At 41.8% G+C, this 19,573-nt stretch carries 23 protein-coding genes; 19 read left to right on the forward strand and 4 right to left on the reverse strand.

The window, feature by feature from the left end; translation table 11 throughout:
• Window position 1: 1 nt before the first annotated feature.
• From ACSR9O_RS08225 to ACSR9O_RS08250, 6 genes are all read left to right on the forward strand, one after another.
• Window positions 2-1,138 (forward strand): bifunctional cystathionine gamma-lyase/homocysteine desulfhydrase, encoded by a 1,137-nt coding sequence (locus ACSR9O_RS08225; RefSeq protein ID WP_230177045.1) that lies wholly within the window; start codon window positions 2-4, stop codon window positions 1,136-1,138.
• A 113-nt stretch (window positions 1,139-1,251) separates the two neighbouring features.
• Window positions 1,252-1,518, forward strand: a complete 267-nt coding sequence (locus ACSR9O_RS08230) for a YrhC family protein (RefSeq protein WP_230177044.1) — start codon at window positions 1,252-1,254, stop codon at window positions 1,516-1,518.
• A 625-nt stretch (window positions 1,519-2,143) separates the two neighbouring features.
• Complete coding sequence (locus tag ACSR9O_RS08235; RefSeq protein ID WP_072273247.1) at window positions 2,144-2,284, forward strand: YrzI family small protein; 141 nt, start codon at window positions 2,144-2,146, stop codon at window positions 2,282-2,284.
• Between the two features lie 671 nt (window positions 2,285-2,955).
• Window positions 2,956-3,678 (forward strand): RNA polymerase sporulation sigma factor SigK, encoded by a 723-nt coding sequence (gene sigK / locus ACSR9O_RS08240; protein WP_034308596.1) that lies wholly within the window; start codon window positions 2,956-2,958, stop codon window positions 3,676-3,678.
• A 383-nt stretch (window positions 3,679-4,061) separates the two neighbouring features.
• Window positions 4,062-4,199 (forward strand): hypothetical protein, encoded by a 138-nt coding sequence (locus ACSR9O_RS08245; RefSeq protein WP_260358124.1) that lies wholly within the window; start codon window positions 4,062-4,064, stop codon window positions 4,197-4,199.
• Between the two features lie 138 nt (window positions 4,200-4,337).
• Window positions 4,338-6,128 (forward strand): M3 family oligoendopeptidase, encoded by a 1,791-nt coding sequence (locus tag ACSR9O_RS08250; RefSeq protein ID WP_230177042.1) that lies wholly within the window; start codon window positions 4,338-4,340, stop codon window positions 6,126-6,128.
• A gap of 67 nt (window positions 6,129-6,195) precedes the next feature.
• Here the strand turns inward: ACSR9O_RS08250 and pssA are convergent, their stop codons facing one another.
• Window positions 6,196-6,735 carry a CDP-diacylglycerol--serine O-phosphatidyltransferase gene (pssA, locus tag ACSR9O_RS08255; RefSeq protein WP_207437093.1) on the reverse strand — a complete coding sequence of 180 codons (540 nt, stop codon included), beginning with the start codon at window positions 6,733-6,735 and terminating at the stop codon, window positions 6,196-6,198.
• A 136-nt stretch (window positions 6,736-6,871) separates the two neighbouring features.
• On the opposite strand from pssA, the gene ACSR9O_RS08260 reads away from it, so the two are divergent.
• Window positions 6,872-7,657, forward strand: a complete 786-nt coding sequence (locus tag ACSR9O_RS08260) for a phosphatidylserine decarboxylase (protein WP_101222628.1) — start codon at window positions 6,872-6,874, stop codon at window positions 7,655-7,657.
• Window positions 7,658-7,709: 52 nt separating this feature from the next.
• Here the strand turns inward: ACSR9O_RS08260 and ACSR9O_RS08265 are convergent, their stop codons facing one another.
• Window positions 7,710-7,850 carry a sporulation histidine kinase inhibitor Sda gene (locus ACSR9O_RS08265; RefSeq protein ID WP_034311351.1) on the reverse strand — a complete coding sequence of 47 codons (141 nt, stop codon included), beginning with the start codon at window positions 7,848-7,850 and terminating at the stop codon, window positions 7,710-7,712.
• 465 nt (window positions 7,851-8,315) lie between these two features.
• Here ACSR9O_RS08265 and ACSR9O_RS08270 point away from each other — a divergent pair, with 465 nt between their 5' ends.
• The 8 genes from ACSR9O_RS08270 to ACSR9O_RS08305 are packed head-to-tail and all read left to right on the forward strand — an operon-like array spanning window position 8,316 to window position 13,329.
• Window positions 8,316-8,837: a YqeG family HAD IIIA-type phosphatase gene (locus ACSR9O_RS08270; RefSeq protein WP_101222627.1), complete on the forward strand. Its 522-nt coding sequence runs from the start codon at window positions 8,316-8,318 to the stop codon at window positions 8,835-8,837.
• Window positions 8,834-9,943 carry a ribosome biogenesis GTPase YqeH gene (yqeH, locus tag ACSR9O_RS08275; protein ID WP_491724281.1) on the forward strand — a complete coding sequence of 370 codons (1,110 nt, stop codon included), beginning with the start codon at window positions 8,834-8,836 and terminating at the stop codon, window positions 9,941-9,943. Before ACSR9O_RS08270 ends, yqeH begins: the two co-directional genes overlap by 4 nt.
• Before the next feature lie 20 nt (window positions 9,944-9,963).
• Window positions 9,964-10,806 (forward strand): shikimate dehydrogenase, encoded by an 843-nt coding sequence (gene aroE, locus ACSR9O_RS08280; RefSeq protein WP_101222625.1) that lies wholly within the window; start codon window positions 9,964-9,966, stop codon window positions 10,804-10,806.
• The gene (gene yhbY, locus ACSR9O_RS08285; protein WP_076365174.1) at window positions 10,800-11,090 is read left to right on the forward strand and encodes a ribosome assembly RNA-binding protein YhbY; all 291 of its coding nucleotides are present in this window, start codon (window positions 10,800-10,802) and stop codon (window positions 11,088-11,090) included. Before aroE ends, yhbY begins: the two co-directional genes overlap by 7 nt.
• An 11-nt stretch (window positions 11,091-11,101) precedes the next feature.
• Window positions 11,102-11,671 carry a nicotinate-nucleotide adenylyltransferase gene (locus ACSR9O_RS08290; RefSeq protein ID WP_101222624.1) on the forward strand — a complete coding sequence of 190 codons (570 nt, stop codon included), beginning with the start codon at window positions 11,102-11,104 and terminating at the stop codon, window positions 11,669-11,671.
• A complete protein-coding gene (gene yqeK / locus ACSR9O_RS08295) occupies window positions 11,661-12,233 on the forward strand; it encodes a bis(5'-nucleosyl)-tetraphosphatase (symmetrical) YqeK (protein ID WP_101222623.1) in 573 nt (190 codons plus the stop codon). The genes ACSR9O_RS08290 and yqeK overlap by 11 nt, the downstream gene beginning before the upstream one ends.
• The gene (gene rsfS / locus ACSR9O_RS08300) at window positions 12,233-12,589 is read left to right on the forward strand and encodes a ribosome silencing factor (protein WP_101222622.1); all 357 of its coding nucleotides are present in this window, start codon (window positions 12,233-12,235) and stop codon (window positions 12,587-12,589) included. Before yqeK ends, rsfS begins: the two co-directional genes overlap by 1 nt.
• On the forward strand, window positions 12,586-13,329 hold the full coding sequence (locus tag ACSR9O_RS08305; RefSeq protein WP_491724282.1) for a class I SAM-dependent DNA methyltransferase: 744 nt from the start codon (window positions 12,586-12,588) through the stop codon (window positions 13,327-13,329). Before rsfS ends, ACSR9O_RS08305 begins: the two co-directional genes overlap by 4 nt.
• Before the next feature lie 102 nt (window positions 13,330-13,431).
• On the opposite strand, the gene comER is transcribed toward ACSR9O_RS08305, so the two are convergent.
• Window positions 13,432-14,262, reverse strand: coding sequence for a late competence protein ComER (gene comER / locus ACSR9O_RS08310; RefSeq protein WP_286141410.1), 831 nt, complete (start codon window positions 14,260-14,262; stop codon window positions 13,432-13,434).
• 111 nt (window positions 14,263-14,373) lie between these two features.
• On the opposite strand from comER, the gene ACSR9O_RS08315 reads away from it, so the two are divergent.
• From ACSR9O_RS08315 to ACSR9O_RS08325, 3 genes are all read left to right on the forward strand, one after another.
• A complete protein-coding gene (locus tag ACSR9O_RS08315) occupies window positions 14,374-15,009 on the forward strand; it encodes a helix-hairpin-helix domain-containing protein (RefSeq protein WP_230177038.1) in 636 nt (211 codons plus the stop codon).
• 78 nt (window positions 15,010-15,087) lie between these two features.
• Window positions 15,088-15,648 carry a ComE operon protein 2 gene (locus ACSR9O_RS08320; RefSeq protein WP_101223472.1) on the forward strand — a complete coding sequence of 187 codons (561 nt, stop codon included), beginning with the start codon at window positions 15,088-15,090 and terminating at the stop codon, window positions 15,646-15,648.
• Between the two features lie 18 nt (window positions 15,649-15,666).
• Window positions 15,667-17,973, forward strand: coding sequence for a DNA internalization-related competence protein ComEC/Rec2 (locus tag ACSR9O_RS08325; protein ID WP_491724283.1), 2,307 nt, complete (start codon window positions 15,667-15,669; stop codon window positions 17,971-17,973).
• 76 nt (window positions 17,974-18,049) lie between these two features.
• On the opposite strand, the gene ACSR9O_RS08330 is transcribed toward ACSR9O_RS08325, so the two are convergent.
• Window positions 18,050-18,184, reverse strand: coding sequence for a YqzM family protein (locus ACSR9O_RS08330; protein WP_081108861.1), 135 nt, complete (start codon window positions 18,182-18,184; stop codon window positions 18,050-18,052).
• Window positions 18,185-18,527: 343 nt separating this feature from the next.
• Here ACSR9O_RS08330 and holA point away from each other — a divergent pair, with 343 nt between their 5' ends.
• Complete coding sequence (holA, locus tag ACSR9O_RS08335) at window positions 18,528-19,541, forward strand: DNA polymerase III subunit delta (RefSeq protein WP_491724284.1); 1,014 nt, start codon at window positions 18,528-18,530, stop codon at window positions 19,539-19,541.
• The last annotated feature ends 32 nt before the right edge of the window (window positions 19,542-19,573 follow it).

Raw genomic sequence — 19,573 nt, forward strand, 5'->3', positions numbered from 1 at the left:
AATGAGAAAAAAAACACAATTGATCCATGGCGGCATTGTTGGTGATGAAAAAACAGGAGCGGTTTCGGTGCCGATTTATCAAGTGAGCACCTATAAACAGGATGGACCGGGAAATCACCGGGGCTATGAATATTCCCGCACAGGAAACCCAACCCGCCATGCCCTAGAAGAGTTGATCAAGGATCTCGAAGAAGGAAAAAGAGGCTTTGCCTTCGGATCAGGAATGGCAGCGATGACCGCGGTTATGATGCTGTTCAATCAAGGTGATCATGTATTGATGACCGATGACGTTTATGGAGGGTCTTTCCGGGTCATCACTAAAGTGCTTAATCGCTTCGGGGTGGAGGCTACGTTCATCAATACGAGTGACATACACTCGATCGAAAAAGAGATAAAGGACAATACGAAGGCGCTGTTCATTGAAACCCCGACGAATCCATTATTGAAAATCACCGATTTGGGGGAAGTATCAAAAATAGCTAAAGAAAACGGCATCCTGACCATTGTGGATAATACCTTCAGTACGCCGTACTGGCAAAATCCACTTGCACTTGGAGCCGATGTCGTGCTTCATAGCGCCACGAAGTACCTGGGGGGACACAGCGATGTTGTAGCGGGTCTTGTGGTGGTGAATGATGAAAAACTTGGCAATGACCTTCATTTCATCCAAAACTCTACAGGAGGCGTGCTAGGGCCCCAGGATTCATGGCTGCTGATGCGAGGCATTAAAACGCTGGGTATCCGGATGGAAGAGCATGAAAAAAACACATCCGAAATCGTCCGTTTCCTATCCGGGCATAAAGACGTTTCGAAAATCTATTACCCTGGTCTTGAAAGCCACCCGAATCATGAAATTGCCAAAAAACAATCGCGTGGATTCGGCGGTATGGTTTCATTTGATGTCGGCAGTGCCGAAAAAGCCGCATCCGTTTTGAATAAAGTGAGATTCTTTACACTTGCGGAAAGTCTGGGAGCAGTGGAGAGCTTAATTTCCATTCCAGCCCTGATGACACATGCCTCCATTCCGGCTGAGCGCCGTGCTGAGCTTGGAATAACCGATGGGTTGATTCGCATTTCAGTTGGCCTGGAAGATGTTGAAGACCTGTTGGAAGACTTGGAACAGGCGCTGCAAGGATAATCTGAGAGGGAACGCTTCCAAGCTTACTGCCATTATTTACACCCTGGAATTTGGAATAAATATGGTAGAATGAGATATCGATATCTTATTAGCTTGAAAGAAGGTGGAATGGCATGAGAAACCGCAAAATACAAACGGCGGCAATGCTGCGTTCGAAAATGGTCGATTTTAAACAATTTGCGATCACTTTGTTATGTGTGGGTTCGTTCTTCTATTTAGGAACCATCCTTCCCTCTGGCGACAAAGCGATCATTGACACATATGTCTATATGGGAGCGACAATAACGTTCCTGGGCATATCCATAGTATTTTTCTCATTATCCAAAAAATATAAAAAGATCTTGGCCGAAATGGATGACCAGGACTCTTTAAAACAATAAAAGCAAACCTTAGTTTAGACAAAAGGGTTTTATCTAAATTTCAAAACAAAGTTGATTGGAGCGGTTGTGCGAGACTCCTGCGGGAAAAGCGCTCCGAGGAGGCTCCCGGACCGCCCGCGGAAATCGACGTTACAAACCCTCATAAAAAAACCTGATCCTTTAAAAGGATCAGGTTTTTTTTCTAGTGTTGTTGCCAATAGGGCGGATTTATCATACTTCGTGCCATTTAGGTAATAATAGCCCTTGAAAATGGGTGAAAAGATCGAAATTTTCAAATAAATAGGCAAAAGCCGTTTACAAATATCGAATTTGTGGATATACTTACCAAGTAATAAAAAATATTCCAAAGGAGGTCGAAGAAAATGACATTGTATCTACATGGAGTCGTCGCAATCGCAATCAGCCGGTCCGTTTCAAATGACAATCAAATAACATTCGACCTGTGCCAAGCGGAATATTTCTAAAGCAATTTGGCTTTATTAATCATTCAGACATAGCGGCCGCAGGGAGAAGTGTTTTATCCTGCGGCCTTTTTATATTTTCAAAAAGAACCCGCAGGAGGACGTAACTTTCTGCGGTCTTTTTATGCCTTTTTGTAGGCCGCCCCTTTAAAGGAGGTGATATTATGACACTGAATATGCTTTTTTTCACAATCACGATTAAAATGAAAAAAATGACTGCCGAGGAATGTTTGCAGCAGGAGAGAATCCACAAGATTCGGGAAGAACATCTAGATAAAGCGATGAAGCATCGTCCTTTTTTCTAAAAAATAAATATACGAGGTTGGTATTCCGTTCATAAAAAATTAAGAAAGGTGGAGGTTAATATGTTGAACTTGTTATACGTAAAAGGAGAGAAGCGTTGCTATTGGCAGGAGAAGGATACCGGCTAACGGATTTGCCGGTGCATCGCCATGGTTTATATATGTACAGGGGAAGAAGCCAAGGGATAAAATTGAAGTTATGTTGTTATGACGCTAACTCGGAACTACAAGCGTAGAAATGAATATGTAAAAGGGGAGACTCGGCACTCGGGCCGAGTTTTTTTCTTTGCCTGAATCAGCAGCACGGACCTGATCCTCCATAACCAAATCCACATCCCGGCAACCACCAAAACCCGAAAATGAGCAATAAAATCAAGAGGACAATAAACAGGCCATAACCAAAGCCGTAACCGGACCCTGCATAGCAAGGCGAAGGAGCCGGATAACCATAGCTGCATCCGTATGGTCCATAGTTATATCCCATTGTAAAAACCCCCTTTCCCTAAAAAATTCCCTATCATTATATGAACAATTGCCTTCGTTCGCTTGGGAATTCCTCCAGGCTGGTTTGAACATTTAACACTTTCCTGATTTCTTTTAGTGGGACAGACACGAACAAGCCCACTGCTGCATAGGTATGAATAGGGAAACCAAAGAAACGGGGGATGAAACCAATGCCCGGAATACTTACAGTTGTCGGTTATATTATCAAAGAATTTTACTTATTCGTTTCCTATGTGAAAAACAACGCTTTTCCCCAGCCTCTGTCATCTCAGGATGAAAAGAAATATCTGAAGCTTATGAGTGAGGGTGATGGTGATGCCCGTAACATCCTGATCGAGCATAATCTCAGGCTTGTTGCCCATATCGTCAAGAAATTCGAGAATACGGGCGAAGATACAGAGGATTTGATTTCGATTGGGACAATTGGTTTGATAAAGGCCATTGAGAGTTATTCGGATGGGAAGGGTACGAAGCTGGCCACATATGCGGCGCGATGCATTGAGAATGAAATCCTGATGCATTTACGAGCGACAAAGAAAACGAAGAAAGATATTTCCCTGCATGATCCGATCGGTCAGGATAAAGAAGGAAATGAAATCAGTTTAATCGATGTACTGAAATCGGAATCGGAAGATGTCATCGATACGATTCAGCTCAATATGGAAATTGAAAAAGTGAAAAAGTATATTGATATTTTGGATGAACGCGAAAAGGAAGTCATTGTAGGCAGGTTCGGACTGGATTTGAAAAAGGAAAAAACCCAGAGGGAAATCGCTAAGGAGCTTGGCATTTCCCGCAGTTATGTATCAAGGATCGAAAAACGTGCCTTGATGAAGATGTTCCACGAATTTTACAGAGCAGAAAAAGAGAAGGAAAAGAAAGCTAAAGGATAGGAATCATAAAGTCAAAGAGAGTGCGGGGAAAATTTCCCCGCACTCTTCTTTTTAATATTTATTTCGGATCAAATCCGTAAATGCATGATAAATCTCGATTCCCTGAAAAAGGAACAGACGTGAAGCGGTTAAAGAAAAGACCCCTATCATAATTAGTCGGAACCACATATGAATCACTCCTCCATTTTATTTTTTTATAAAATGTCAGAGCGTAGGGCTACGTAATTCGCCTGAAAAAAAACTGGGCTGAGATACCGCAGGCGTAAATTTGAGTGAAAATAAAGAAAACTCAAAATGGAAAATTCGAAAATTAGAACAATGATAAGTGACTGCCAGGAATTGAAGGAAGGCACGAAAGGCTGTTTCTTGTCGGCCTTATCCCAATGGTGAACATCGGTATGTTCTTCAATGGTCAGCTGCTGTGCATGATGATGGAACTGTATGGGCAGCGTCCAAAGGAGCAGGATGATGGCAGACATGTGAATAAAGAATTTCATATGAATCAACCACCCCTTTCCTAAGAATATATTCATCATAACATGCTTTTAATCTGGGATATAGAAAAATGTTCTGACAAATATCTGAAAATTCCTTTTAATTAGAAAAATTTTGAATTAACCCCTATAATGGGATTAGTGATAAAAAGGGGGCAATGCAGGATGGGATATTCTTTGACGTGGGATTTGGATATTTTTTTTAGAGGAGGAAGCTCTTCTAAGGAGTTCCTGATTTTTTTAGATGAAATTAACGAAGAGGTAAAAGAATTAGACCGACTTGTAAGCAATATCAATCCAAAAGGCAATGATGAAATCAGTTTAATCGAGGCATTTGATCTTTATAAAAATACAAATATGAAATCCACGCAGGCCAGTGCCTTCATTGGATGCCTGGAAGCTCAAAATGCGCAGGATAAAAAGGCTGGTCAGCTGCGGATCAAACAAATGAAGATAGTCGCTTCACTAAAAATGGTGTTAAGCAGGCTGGATGAAAAGTTGATACAGCTTGATGATGCGGTTTTTAACAAAATCCTCGAAAAAGAACCATTGAATGAATTGAAATTCGTATTGAATGAACGCCGGGAAAAGGCCAAGGAAAAGCTTTCCGTAAAGGAAGAATCATTAATCACCCAATTGGCCATGGACGGTTTCGAAGGTTGGAGCCAAATGTATGATACGATCGTCGGTTCAATGACCATCCCATATAAGGGTGAAAAGCTTTCTGTAGGCCAAGCGGCGAATAAATTTTCTGATCCTGATGAAGGGGCCAGGAAAGAATTATTTACCGCGTGGGAACAGGCTTGGGAGGAAAAGAGTGACCTTTTTGCCCGGACGCTGAACCACTTGGCTGGATTCCGTCTCAGTGTGAATGAAAAAAGGGGCTGGGATGATATTTTGAAAGAGCCTCTTGAAATAGGGAGGATGAAAAAAGAAACGCTCGAAAGCATGTGGAATGTCATTGCCGATCATAAGGAGCCGCTTGTGAGGTTTTTAAAAAGAAAAGCGGAGTTATTGGATCTGGATAAATTAAGTTGGGCGGATTTGGATGCACCGCTTGCTGTTACGGCACAGTCCAAAGTAATGGATTATCAAGAAGGTGCAGACTTCATCATACAGCAATTCTCGAAGTTCGGTTCTCAATTAGCAAGCTTCACCCAGAAAGCTTTTGAAGACAGCTGGATTGAAGCGGAGGACAGACCAGGTAAGAGACCAGGAGGTTTTTGCACCGGCTTTCCATTAAATAAGCAGTCAAGGATTTTCATGACGTATTCGGGCACCCCATCCAATGTATCGACATTGGCTCATGAATTGGGACATGCATTCCATTCTTATGCAATGAGGGATATCCATCCATTGAATCGGTCATATGCCATGAATGTGGCTGAAACAGCCTCTACCTTTGCTGAAATGGTCGTAGCGGATGCGGCTGTGAAGGAAGCGGCCAGTGAGGAAGAAAAGCTTGTGCTTTTAGAAGATAAAATTCAGCGTTCCGTGGCATTACTCATGAATATCCATGCCCGCTACTTATTCGAGACAAGGTTTTATGACGAGAGGAAACAAGGGTATGTCAGTGCCGAACGGTTGAATGAACTGATGGTAGATGCTCAAAAAGAAGCTTATGGCGATGCTTTAAGTGATTATAATCCAACGTTCTGGGCTTCAAAGCTCCATTTCTATATTACAGGTGTACCATTTTATAATTTTCCGTACACATTCGGTTACTTATTCTCATTAGGCATATACGCGAATGCCCTGAAAGAACCTGCAGGATTCGAAGAAAAATATATCGCTCTATTAAAGGATACAGGTTCCATGAAGGTCGAGGATCTGGCGGAGAAACATTTAGGCGTCGATTTGGAGACCCGGGATTTTTGGGAAGAAGCGGTCAATGCCTGTATGGAGGATGTTGAAGAATTCATGCGTTTGACCGACCCATTAGTCCGAAAAGCATAAGATGGGTTTTAGGCTGAATATGAACGAAAAAAGGCGGATGTCCGGTTTAGGACATCCGCTTTCTTATTTAAACTTTCTTCAGTTTAAATGGACTGACCATAAGTAATGATAATATAATCATGAGGGATAAGAAAAAGACCGGATGGAAATACGGGATGGCGAGATAACTTAAAGTGGCGATGCAGCCCGCAACCGTAATTGGCACTCCTGTAAAATATCCATTGCTTTCACTTATATTGAAGCGGGCGAGACGAAATGCGCCACAGCCAATATAGAAAACGGTGAAGAGTGTGCCGGGTGCTCCGAATTCTATCAATATTCCTTGGTATAATAATAGAGCTGGTGCGACGCCAAAAGATATGATGTCACACATGGAATCAAGCTGCTTACCCAATTCCGATTCAATGTTGAACTTCCGTGCAACCATACCGTCAAAGCGATCTGCAAGGGCAGCCAGGAAGATTAAAAGCAGGCTTAAATTCAATTGGCCGTGCATCACGGCAATTATTGCAAATCCACCAAGGGATAAATTCATTAAAGTAAGTATATTTGCTGTTTGTGCTTTCACTTTTTTAATGGTTTGATCGAGGGCGTGTAATAAAAACATCTTTTCACTCCTTTCAAATGAAACAAATTAAAACAAAATATATTAAACATAAGTATTTATTATATAATAATATTTTACTTAACACAATTTATGCAAGGGAATTTTAGAATAATTTTACAATTTGGAGTGGTTTTATTTGTTTCAGTCTTTATATCGCATTCTTATTGAACTGACGAATGGTCAGTATTCATCAGGATTATTAAAGCATTTTAGCCAATCTCGTTGGAGCAGGCCCTTAATTTTACTTTATGTAAAAACATTTAACCTTAATCAACAAGAATTTGGTAAGGAGTTAAAAGCTTATACCAATCTGCACGAACTATTTACAAGGCAGTTAAAGGCGGACGCCAGGCCAATTACGGCAGTTCCTTCCGCGGTGGCTTGTCCTGTTGACGGTGTTCTTGAGGATTCAGGGGAGATACGGGCTGATAAAAAGATCGTCGTTAAGGGAAAGATATATTCAATGGAGGAAATGCTCGGGGATGAACTTCGGTTGGAAAAGTACTTAGGCGGCAAATATCTCGTGTTATACTTAAGCCCGAGTCATTACCATAGGATCCATTCGCCAATCAAGGGTTCTGTAGTCAAACGCTGGACCCTTGGAAGGAAATCGTACCCCGTTAATAAATGGGGGATGAAATATGGAAAAGAGCCTTTATCAAAAAATTATCGGACAGTAACTGAATTGCAAAATGAAGCGGGAAGTTTGGCGATGGTGAAAGTCGGGGCCATGTTCATAAATTCGATCGTCATTACTGATGAATCTCAGGAATTGGAAAAAGGGCAGGAATTTTCTTATTTCAGCTTTGGTTCAACAGTGGTGCTTCTTTTTGAAAAAGGAAATTTTGAACTTGAAGGAAACATATCCATTCCCGCAGATGTCCGTGTAGGTGAAACGATCGGTTTCATGAGGGCCGTCTAACTTCAATTGAAAATAAGAGGCTGACAATTGATGTCAGCCTATGTATTCCATATTAAAATATTGATCGGATTTTATGCGTTAGGGATCTTCGATGAATTTCCGTTTCTATGAGGCGGATGAAATCGGTACTCAACTTTAAATTCTGTGCTTTAAAATAGGATTCAAGCAACAGGTCATCAGATAGTTTTTGCATCAGAACGCCATATACGGCTGCTCACCTCCAGTTGGGATTGCGAGGAATAATTTGGTATTTACTTGCATATATTGATAAGTCTTCCTTGATGTACCCCTACTGTATCAGAAATAAACGTGGAGAACAATCGTTCTGTTATCCACAGTTGAAAGTGGATAACCTGTGGTTAAGTTGTTTACAAGGTGAACGAAATGGTGCACATCAGTATGGAAAATGTTAGTAAAGTTATCCACAGGTTGAACAAATGAAATTTTTGTCGAAATCTTTTATGAATAATTAGTTCTTTGGTTATGGTCTGCCAGCAAATTTCCCATTATTTAATAAAAAATGCCTTTCCATATCTGAAAACATCCATTATGATGTTTCTTTACCGTCAGCCCTTCTTTCCTAATTTTTTTTGAAAGTGAGCTAAAAATTCGATATGATGGAAACGGTAAATTTTAATGAAAATATAGAGGTGTCAATATGCTTAAATTATTTTTGCCGAGTGAACATGTTAAAAGCATTTTTAATATAGATCCTCAAGAATTGAAAAAAAGAGGGATCAAGGGAGTCATTACCGATTTGGATAATACTCTCGTTGAATGGGACAGGCCAACTGCCACCCCCGATTTAATCAAATGGTTCGACAATTTGCGGGATCATGGGATTTTAGTGACGATCGTGTCCAATAATAATGAAAATCGAGTTCGAGCTTTTTCCGATCCGCTTCACATTCCGTTTATCTTCCAGGCCAGAAAACCGATGGTAAGAGCTTTCAATAAAGCCCGTAAGTCAATGGGATTGAAATTGGAAGAAACGGTGGTAATCGGCGATCAGCTATTGACGGATGTATTGGGAGGGAACAGAGGCGGGTTTCATACGATCTTAGTGCTCCCTGTAGCACAAACCGACGAATTCAGAACAAGGATCAATCGTTATTTTGAAAGAAAGATCATGGCGTTTTTTAAACGAAAAGGAATGATAGAATGGGAGGATCACAATTGAACAATCATCAAGAATTAGTGTGCATCGGCTGCGGTGTGAAGGTCCAGACTGAAGATCCGAAAGAGTTGGGCTATGCCCCTAAATCAGCCCTGGAAAAAGAAACGATCGTCTGTCAGCGCTGCTTTAAATTGAAACATTATAACGAAGTTCAGGATGTATCCTTAACAGACGATGACTTCTTGAAAATCTTGAATAAAGTAGGCGAAACCGACTCTTTAATCGTCAAAATCGTCGATATTTTTGATTTCAATGGAAGCTGGCTGCCTGGCCTTCATCGATTTGTAGGAAGAAATGATGTTCTTTTGATCGGAAATAAGGTCGATTTATTGCCTAAATCCGTAAAAACGAACAAGTTGATCAATTGGATGAAGCAATCGTCCAAGGAATTGGGTCTTAACCCGGTTGATGTCCTGCTTGTCAGTGCGGAAAAGGGAAAGCACATACTGGAAGCGGCTGATGCGATTGAGCGGTACCGCAAAGGTAAAGATGTCTATGTTGTGGGCTGTACGAATGTAGGTAAATCCACTTTCATCAACCGCCTTATAAAAGAATTGAGCGGTGAAGACGATATCATCACGACTTCCCACTTCCCTGGGACTACCTTGGATATGATCGAAATTCCTTTGGAAGATGAACAGGCATTGATCGATACACCAGGAATCATTAATCATCATCAAATGGCTCACTATGTGGACAAACGGGACTTCAAGGTGATCATGCCGAAAAAGGAAATCAAGCCGAGAGTTTACCAACTGAATGAAGGACAGACGCTATTTTTCGGAGGGTTGGCCCGACTGGACTATGTCTCAGGCGGAAGGCGTTCACTGACTTGCTACCTTTCGAATGAATTGAATATTCACCGTACGAAACTGGAAAATGCCGATGAATTGTATAAAAACCATGCCGGGGAATTATTGACGCCCCCACGGCCTGAACAAATCGAGGAGTTTCCGAAGCTGATTCCACATGAATTCTCCTTGAAAGATGGTAAAATGGATATTGTGTTTTCTGGTCTTGGCTGGGTGACGGTCAATGAGCCAGGAGCGAAAATCGTTGCACATGTTCCAAAGGGCGTCAATGTGATCGTTCGCAAATCATTAATCTAAATATAGGGGTCGTCTAGTCTATGAAAAAGATATATGGGGTAATGGGAGATCCAATTGCACATTCGATGTCACCGGACATTCATAATGATGCATTTGAAAAAGAAAATATAGAAGCGGTTTATCATCATTTTCATGTGACACCTGAGCGTTTGAACGATGCCGTAAAAGGCATGAAGGCCCTTGGTATAGAAGGGTTTAACATCACGATTCCTCATAAGACTTCAATCATCCCTTTCCTTGATGAAGTGGATGAACTGGCCCTTGCAATCGGGGCTGTAAACACGGTTGTTAACAAAAATGGTCGGTTTATAGGGTATAATACAGACGGAAATGGATTTTTCAAATCTTTATGCGATGAAATATCAGGTGACATCAAGGCTAAAAAAACGTTAGTGATCGGAGCGGGCGGTGCTGCGCGTGCGATTTATTTTACCCTCGTGAAAGAAGGGGTAAAGCAAGTTGATATTGCAAACCGGACAAAGGAAAGGGCGGCCCAGCTTGTTTCTGATTGCCCATATGATAAAGTATCGAAGGCACTCTCGATTATCGAAGCGGAAGAAAGCTTATCACAATATGATTTAATCATCCAAACGACTTCTTCTGGAATGAGTCCTGAATTGGATCATTCACCGTTAAAGGTCGACCAGCTTAAAACCGGTGCCATTGTCAGTGATATCATTTATAACCCTCTGCAAACCAAGCTGCTGCGTGAAGCGGGGGAAAAAGGGGCGGAAACACAAAATGGGCTAGGGATGTTCATCAACCAGGCCGCGCTCGCTTTTGAGATATGGACAGGCATTATGCCGGATACAGCAAGAATGACAGATATTGTCTTGAACAAACTAGGAGGTAACACATGTTAACAGGTAAACAGAAAAGATTTTTACGATCAAAGGCCCACCACCTCAATCCAATTTTTCAAGTTGGTAAAGGCGGCGTCAATGATAATCTCATCAAGCAAATTGGTGAGGCGCTTGAAGTACGTGAATTAATCAAGGTCAGCATCCTGCAAAACTGTGAAGAGGACCGTGATGATGTGGGTCTTTCTTTATCAAAGGGTGCACGGGCGGAATTGGTTCAGATTATCGGCAACACAATTGTGCTGTATAAAGAATCAAAAGAAAACAAACAACTTAAATTACCTTAAGGAACCTATCTATGAAAAAAATTGGAATTCTTGGCGGTACATTCAATCCTCCGCATATCGGGCATTTGATTATAGCGAATGAAGTGCTTGATGCCCTTGAGTTAGATGAAATCAGGTTCATGCCAAATCACGTTCCTCCACATAAGGAAAAATCGGAGGAAGTAACCGATATGGACAGGCTGGCTATGTTGGAAAACGCGATAGCCGGAAACCCATCTTTTTATATTGAGGGTATTGAAATAGAAAGAAAAGGCACATCTTATACGTATGACACGATAAAATTGCTGAAAGAGCTTGAGCCAACCAATGAGTTCTATTTCATAATTGGCGCAGATATGATTGAGTACTTACCGAATTGGCACCGTATCGACGAGCTGGTGCATATGGTCAATTTCGTCGGGGTGAAGCGCCCTGGATATGATGAAAAGACCGTATACCCAATAACGATGGTGAAAGTCCCCCAGATGTTCATTTCGTCTTCCATGATAAGAAGGAAGTTAAGAACGGGGAAAACCGTGAAATATTTAATAGCAGATCCAGTGGTGAAGTATATTAAAGGGAATGGTTTATATGAATCGTGAGGAAGCATTGGCACTGGTCAAAGAACAAATCACTGAGCGCAGGTACATTCATACCTTGGGTGTGGTCGAGTCAGCGGTTGAACTTGCTGAACGGTATGGTGCCGACGTCAAAAAAGCGGAACTGGCAGCCATTTTCCATGATTATGCAAAATTCCGTCCAAAAGAGGAAATGGAGCAAATTATAATCGCTGAAAAAATGGACCCGGCGTTACTTGAATACAATATGGAGCTATGGCACGCTCCTGTCGGGGCTTATCTGGTGAAAAAGGAAGCTGGCATTCAGGACGCTGAAATCTTGGATGCGATTGCCTATCACACGTCTGGCAGGGTTGGCATGAGCCTTTTGGATAAAGTCGTATACCTTGCCGACTATATTGAGCCGGGACGTTCTTTTCCCGGTGTCGACGAAGTCAGGCAGACAGCAAAGCAAAATTTGGATCATGCTGTCATCCAGGCGTTAAGGAATACAGTTGTTTTTTTAATGAAAAGAAATCAGGCAATTTACCCTGACACATTTAAGACATATAATGACTTGATCATGAATTTGAAGGAGAAGATGTAATGACTGAACGTGAACTTCTTGTAATTGCAGCAAAAGCGGCGGATGATAAAAGAGCGGAGGATATCGTGGCATTGAACATGCAAGGTATTTCCCTTGTAGCGGATTACTTTTTGATCTGCCACGGTAATTCTGAAAAACAAGTACAAGCAATAGCTCGTGAAATGAAGAGCAAAGCTGATGAATCAGGAATCAATGTAAAACGTCTTGAAGGTTTTGACGAGGCGAAATGGGTGCTTGTGGATCTTGGCGATGTAGTGGCCCATATTTTCCATAAAGATGAAAGAAACTACTATAATCTTGAACGTTTATGGGGAGATGCACCTTTTGAAGATCTAGAGAGTGAACTGACTACATGACTTATGAACGCTTTGCCTATGTATACGATGAATTGATGAAGGACGCACCTTATGAAAAATGGCTGATGATCCTTACGGCGAAGCTGGAACAGTATGGAATTGGTGGAAGGAAAGTCCTGGATTTAGCGTGTGGAACCGGGGAAATGACCGTTGAATTGGCGCAACACGGATTTGAAGTCACCGGCGTGGATTTATCTGATGAAATGCTTCTTGTTGCCAATGAAAAGGCGGTTAAGCTTGGATTATCTATTCCGCTTTTCCAGCAGAATATGGCAGAACTCGAGGGACTTGGCCAATTTGATTGTGTCACGATTTATTGTGATTCGCTGAACTACCTTCGCGATGAGGAGGATATAGTCAAGACGTTCAGCCGGGTTCATGAGCATTTGAAGGATGGCGGATTATTCTTGTTTGATATCCATTCCATTTATAAAATGGAAGAAATCTTTGGCGATAATACGTTTGCTGTCAACGGTGAAGAAGTATCCTATATATGGGACTGCTTCCCGGGTGAAGAACCATACAGTGTTGAGCATGATTTAAGTTTTTTCGTAAGGGACGATGAAAGCGGACTGTATGACCGTTTTGATGAGTTGCATTATCAACGGACCTATCCGGTTGAACAATATAAAAAGTGGTTGGAGCAAGCAGGTTTTACGGTTTCTGAAATTCTGGCGGATCTTGAAGAAGCACCGCTTGTAACGGAAACCGAAAGAATCTTGTTTGTAGCCAGTAAATAATAAAGAGGTAAGAATCCCCGTTCGTACATCATCCTGTACGAGCGGGGGTCTGACCTCTTCTTTTTTTATTTTAAGAAGGAATTGAGATATAAATTACGAATATTAATAAGGATGGCCGAACTGCTTTTCAACTTCGTGAAGGTCCTCTGCAAATTTTTCGTGTGTCGCTTGAAAAAGATGATGGAACATTTCCCCTGTTTCAGCTTCTAAAACCTTGATCCCCTCACCCGTTATTCCACCCTTTACACAAACCTTTTCCTGCAAGGTCGGCAATGTATAAACCCCTTTACCAAGCAATTCCCCTAAGCCAACCAGCATATTCTCAGTCAAAGTCGTAGCCGTTTCTTTATCTATCTTCGTCGTTTGGCAGGCCGCATCAATAAAAGCTTGTGCTAAATAGCTGAAGAAGGCAGGTCCGCAGCTGACGATATCGGAAGCTACCCGGGTGATATCATTTTCAATGATGACCGGTGCCGATATGGCAGAGGCCAAATCATATAAAGCTGATACTTTCTCCTTGCTGCAGCTCTTGCTGAAACTCAGTAACGATACCCCTGAACCGACACGGTTCGTTATGCTCGGTATAAAACGGGCACAGGGGGCATTCACTGCCGATTCAAGCTGGGAGACTGAAAGTGGGCTTGTGATGGAAATGACCAGCTGATCCCTTTTTATATGATGTTTGATGCCTTGTAATAGGCTGTTAATTTGTAATGGTTTTACACAGAGAAAGATAAAGTCGGCTTGTTGGGCGATTTCGGCTGCTGTTTCCGCAACCTTGATGCCAGGGTGTTTATCTTTCAGCACCAATGCCTTGGAAAGCGTGCGATTTGTAATGACTAGATCTGCCGGATTCAATATTTTTGCCTCCAGCCATGCCTCGATTAAAATGGTCCCCATATTTCCGGTTCCGATAACACCGATTTTCTTCAATTCCGATCAACTCCTCTCACTTAAAGCGATTGATTCTCCTAAAAACACTATGTATTTTTAATCTGTCCTATGACAATGTATCGTGCGAAATCCAATAAGGAGGCAAAGAAAATGGATGAAATTTTAAAAAGGAAAATGACCAAGATTACCGTTGCGGTGGCATTTGTTGCAGCGGGCATTTACTTTTTTTTGCAACAAGGGGCAGATTCGGCGGATACGGAAGATATATTTTCCATTTCTGAAAAGGAAGCTGAAATCGAACAAAGTGAAAATGAAACGGCTGCCGAACCTGTAATCATTAAAGTGGACGTTAAAGGAGCGGTCAAGTCCCCAGGCATTTTTACTGCACAGGCAGGTGAACGGGTGATTGATTTAATTTCGGCTGCAGGCAGCTTTACGGACAAGGCCGATAAAAATAAAGTGAATTTTGCCCAAATCGTCGAAGACCAAATGGTCATTTATGTTCCGGAAATAGGTGAAGAAGTCACGGGGGACTTGGAGAATATACAAGTCGGATCGTCTGGTGATGCCGCCACTAAGGGGGCGTCAGGAGGACTGGTGAACTTGAATACAGCTACACAGGAAGATTTGGAAACCTTGACGGGTATTGGACCATCCAAAGCGAATGCGATCCTGGAATACAGGGAAACGGTTGGGAAATTCAATGAGGTCGATGAATTGAAGAAGGTAACGGGAATCGGAGATAAAACGTTTGAAAGGTTACGGGATTCCATTTCGGTGAAATGAATGATTGAATATGCTACACAAATGGACAGGAAGAGGGTAAAATTGAAGAAAATCATTCTAGTGGTAAGGGGATACAACATGAACAGAATTAGTTGGGATCAATATTTCATGGCGCAAAGCCATTTATTAGCCTTAAGAAGCACATGTACACGCCTCACTGTAGGGGCAACCATCGTAAGGGACAACAGAATCATTGCGGGGGGATATAATGGGTCCATTGCGGGAGGGACGCATTGTATTGATGACGGCTGTTATGTAATTGATAATCATTGTGTCAGAACGATACATGCAGAAATGAATGCACTTTTACAATGTGCCAAATTTGGGGTGCCTACTGATGGGGCGGAAATATATGTGACGCATTTTCCGTGTCTTCAGTGCTGTAAATCACTCATCCAAGCTGGCATCAAGGCTGTTTATTATGCGGAAGATTACAAAAATCATCCATATGCCCTGGAATTATTTAAACAGGCTGGTGTCAAGACCGAGAAGGTTGAAGCAAAAGGGGCCATCGATGTTAATGGAAAACAAAAAAAGGACTTTGTATTCTCATTGTTAGCTCAACTTGAACGAACAGGCATGGGAAAAGAAGCTGTATCGGAGCTGGAAAAGCAGGCCAATCAGATATTTGAAAATTAAATAGGACGGGGGGCAGGCATGGCTCGACACCTTATCTTATTAGCCGTTTCGGCCACATTTGGTGTTACGGCCCATTCTTTTTTTAATGTAAGGCTGCTGATCATCATCCTTATTTTTCTCTGTTTACTTTACTTTTTGGTGGGATTAAGTGTGAAGGCCCTTAGTTTTCATTTGGTTATCATGGGGATGTTTTTAGGGGCCGCCTCCTTCACCGATCACCGCAACAAAACTGCCTATCATGGAACGGAAAGCCAATTTATCATTACATTTACGGATCAACCGAATATAGATGGAAATTCTTTAAAAGGATTCGTTTCCAGTGAGAAAGGCGAACGGTTAGTGCTTCGTTATAAAATCACCACTGAACTGGAACAGGAAAAGCTGGGTCGGTTTCTGCGGATCGGTTTATCATGTCCGGCCGAAGGGACATTGCAAATTCCCGACAAAAACAGAAATGAAAACAGTTTCGATTATCAGCGTTATCTTTTGCGTCAAGGCACCCATTGGATTTTCAAAGCGGATTCCATTTCATTTCAGGAATGTAAAATCGTTGGAAATCCGATTCTGGTTTCGATACGTAATTTGCGCCTAGAGGGGATTACGTATATTAGAGAACACTTTCCAGAAGAATCGAGCGGTTTTGTCACTGCCCTCATATTCGGCGACCAGACATATATAGATGAAGGCGACCTTACTAATTATCAGCGGCTCGGTCTGGTTCATTTACTGGCTATTTCCGGTCTTCATGTCAGTTTTTTAACGGGGCTGTTATTTTACTTCGGCATCAGGGTGGGGATTACACGGGAAAGAATGATGATGGCAATCTTAATCTTCCTTCCGGTTTACATGTTACTTTCAGGTGCCAGTCCATCAGTGGTGAGATCCTGTTTAATGGCTATGCTTTTCTTTCTACTTCTGCTATTCAAGAAGCGGATCTCGGCGGGTGCCGCAATCGGATCGGCTTATATGGCACTTTTGTTTTTTCGGCCTAATATGCTCTATGATATAGGTTTTCAGCTTTCATTCGCGGTCACTTTCTCCATTATCATGTCTTCAAGCATTTTCTTGCAATACCCGAAGAAAACAACGCAGCTATTCATCGTCAGTTCCATCTGCCAATTGGCAGCCCTTCCGATTTTGCTTTTTCACTTTTATGAAGCATCCATTCTTGGTGTGTTTCTGAACGTATTGTATGTTCCGCTTTATTCCATCATATTGCTGCCATTTTCACTGATTTCCCTCTTCATTCATCTATTACTGCCTTCCTTGGGGCAACCCCTCATCTCATTATTGAATTATACCTTCATACTCTGCAATAAAGCTGCGGATGGTGCATCGGATTTGCCGCTTGCCTCCATTCCGTTTGGAAAACCACCTTTCATCATGATGTTATTACTTGTTATTTCACTTTTAGGATTATACCTGACTTGGGAAGTATCCTTTGAAAAAAGTAAAATATGGTGCGTAATAATAATTGTCCTTTTACTTTTGCAATATAACTTACAAAGGTTCTCCCCTTTTGGTGAAGTGCAGATCATCGACGTTGGGCAAGGTGACTCCATTTTAATTATCCTGCCTTTCAATCGCGGTAACTATTTGATTGATACGGGAGGGCAAATTACATTTCCAATCGACATGTGGGCAAAAAAGCGAAAGAAGTTCAACACCGCGGATGATATTATAATTCCATTATTGAAAAGTAAGGGAATCCACCAATTGGACAAGCTGATTTTAACTCATCCGGACGCAGATCATATGGGAAGTGCAAAAGAATTAATAGAAAATTTTAAAGTTGGGGAGATCATCATTGGAGGCTGGAGTGAAGAGCAATACAGGGATATGGATTTTGTGACTGTGGCAATAGATAAACAAATGAAAATGACTGTCCTGAAAAGGGGGGACCATTGGGTGGCGGGAGGAGCGCCGTTTGCTGTGCTAAGTCCATATGAGAAAGAAGAAAATAAGAATGATTCATCCATAGTTCTATTCACGGAGCTTGGGGGATTGTCATGGTTATTGACCGGCGATATGGGAGAAGAAGGGGAAAGTGAACTTTTGAGAGCATTTCCGCAGTTGCAGGCGGATATCTTGAAGGTCGGTCACCATGGCAGTAAAACTTCTTCTTCCACGCCCTTCCTTGAACAGCTGCAGCCGAAAGCGGCGCTTATTTCAGTTGGAAAAGATAATGGCTACGGTCACCCTCATCGAGACGTAATTGGGAATCTGGAGAGAAATGGCATAAAGGTGTTCAGGACCGACGAGGATGGTTCTATTATTTACAAGTATTACAAAAGCAGTGGAACCTTTCGGAAGACTCTCCCATAGTATGTAGAAAATCAAAAAGAAAGAGACTGCAGTAGCAGCCTCCATCAGGAAAAATAAGTGCATGTAGTAAATGAAATCAGGATCCGACAGCTTTAATGACGACAGCTATGGTGAACATGGCAGCGAAAAATACAAAAGAACCGATGAATCCCATAGCGGAATCAGCGACGTCATCTGTCTTTGATTGAACATTCTTTTCGAATTCGTTCATTGTTTACCCCTCCTATTTCTGCTAATAGTATAAAACATTACCAAAAAAAAATCTACAGGCTTCATTCCTTCATTTCCTTTACTGACAAGAGTTGTCACAAATAGTTTGGGGTTTTGAGGTCAAAATAACAGTACAAACAAAGCAAGCGAAAAAGAAAAGCTCAATTTTTGTTCTACATGAATACTCTACCCGCTTTCAAGGGAGATTACCCGGGCCTTTCTTGAAAGTGTTCATATAGATCCGGAATTAGCCCTTTTATAGGGCTAGTTCCCTTTATAGCTTGTCAAATGGTCCATCCACCTATACCATTAGAGAAGAATACATAGTAAAGAGGCGGATTCTATTGGTATTAGATGTTTGGAAAAGTATAAAAAAAGGGCAATTCGCGCCGGTATACTTGTTATATGGGTCGGAAGCCTATCTAATTAATGAAACGAAGCAGCTATTGATCGAGAATGTCCTTCACGAGGATGAGATGGATTTTAACTTTTCTCAATTTGATTTAGAAGAGACGCCTATTGAAACTGCACTTGAAGATGTTGAAACCCTCCCGTTTATTGGGGAAAGGCGCCTTGTTTTCATGCAAAACCCATTTTTTTTGACAGCTGAAAAAACGAAATCAAGAGTTGAACATAATGTGAAAAGACTGGAAGCGTATTTAGCTGACCCGGTTCCTTATTCTATTGTCGTATTGACCGCACCTTATGAGAAACTGGATGAACGGAAAAAAATCACCAAGGAACTGAAGCGTAAGGCGGTTCTTGTTGAAGCGAAGAAGCTTGGTGATCATGAGTTAAAAGGATGGGTGAAGGAGAGGGTCGAAGCTTCTTCAGTCCAAATAGATGAGCAGGCTACAGAGCTTTTACTTGAACTTGCAGGAACGAATCTGATGATGCTTACGAATGAATTGGATAAAATGGTGCTTTATGCAGAAGCTGATAAACACATTACGGTCGAGGTAGTGGAAAAGCTGGTTGCTAAATCCCTTGAACAGAATATCTTTACGCTTGTCGATCATGTGTTACAGCGGAAGATGGAGAGTGCGATGACGATACTGCACGATCTACTCAGGCAGAATGAAGAGCCAATCAAAATCTTGAGCGTCATGGCGGGGCAGGTAAGGCTCATGTATCAAGTGAAGGAGCTTTCCCGCCAGGGCTATAGCCAGCAAAAAATTGCAGGTCAATTGAAGGTACACCCTTACAGGGTAAAGCTGGCACTTGAAAAGACGGGGAGATTCCAGGAACGCGAGCTGTTGAGTATCATTAACGACTTAGCGGAAGCGGATTATAAAATGAAGACCGGCCAAGCCGATAAGGCAATCACGCTTGAGCTGCTGCTTTTAAAAATTAGATGATAAAAAGGTGGCAGATATCCTGTCACCTTTTT

It is taken from the genome of Peribacillus sp. B65 (assembly GCF_058513295.1).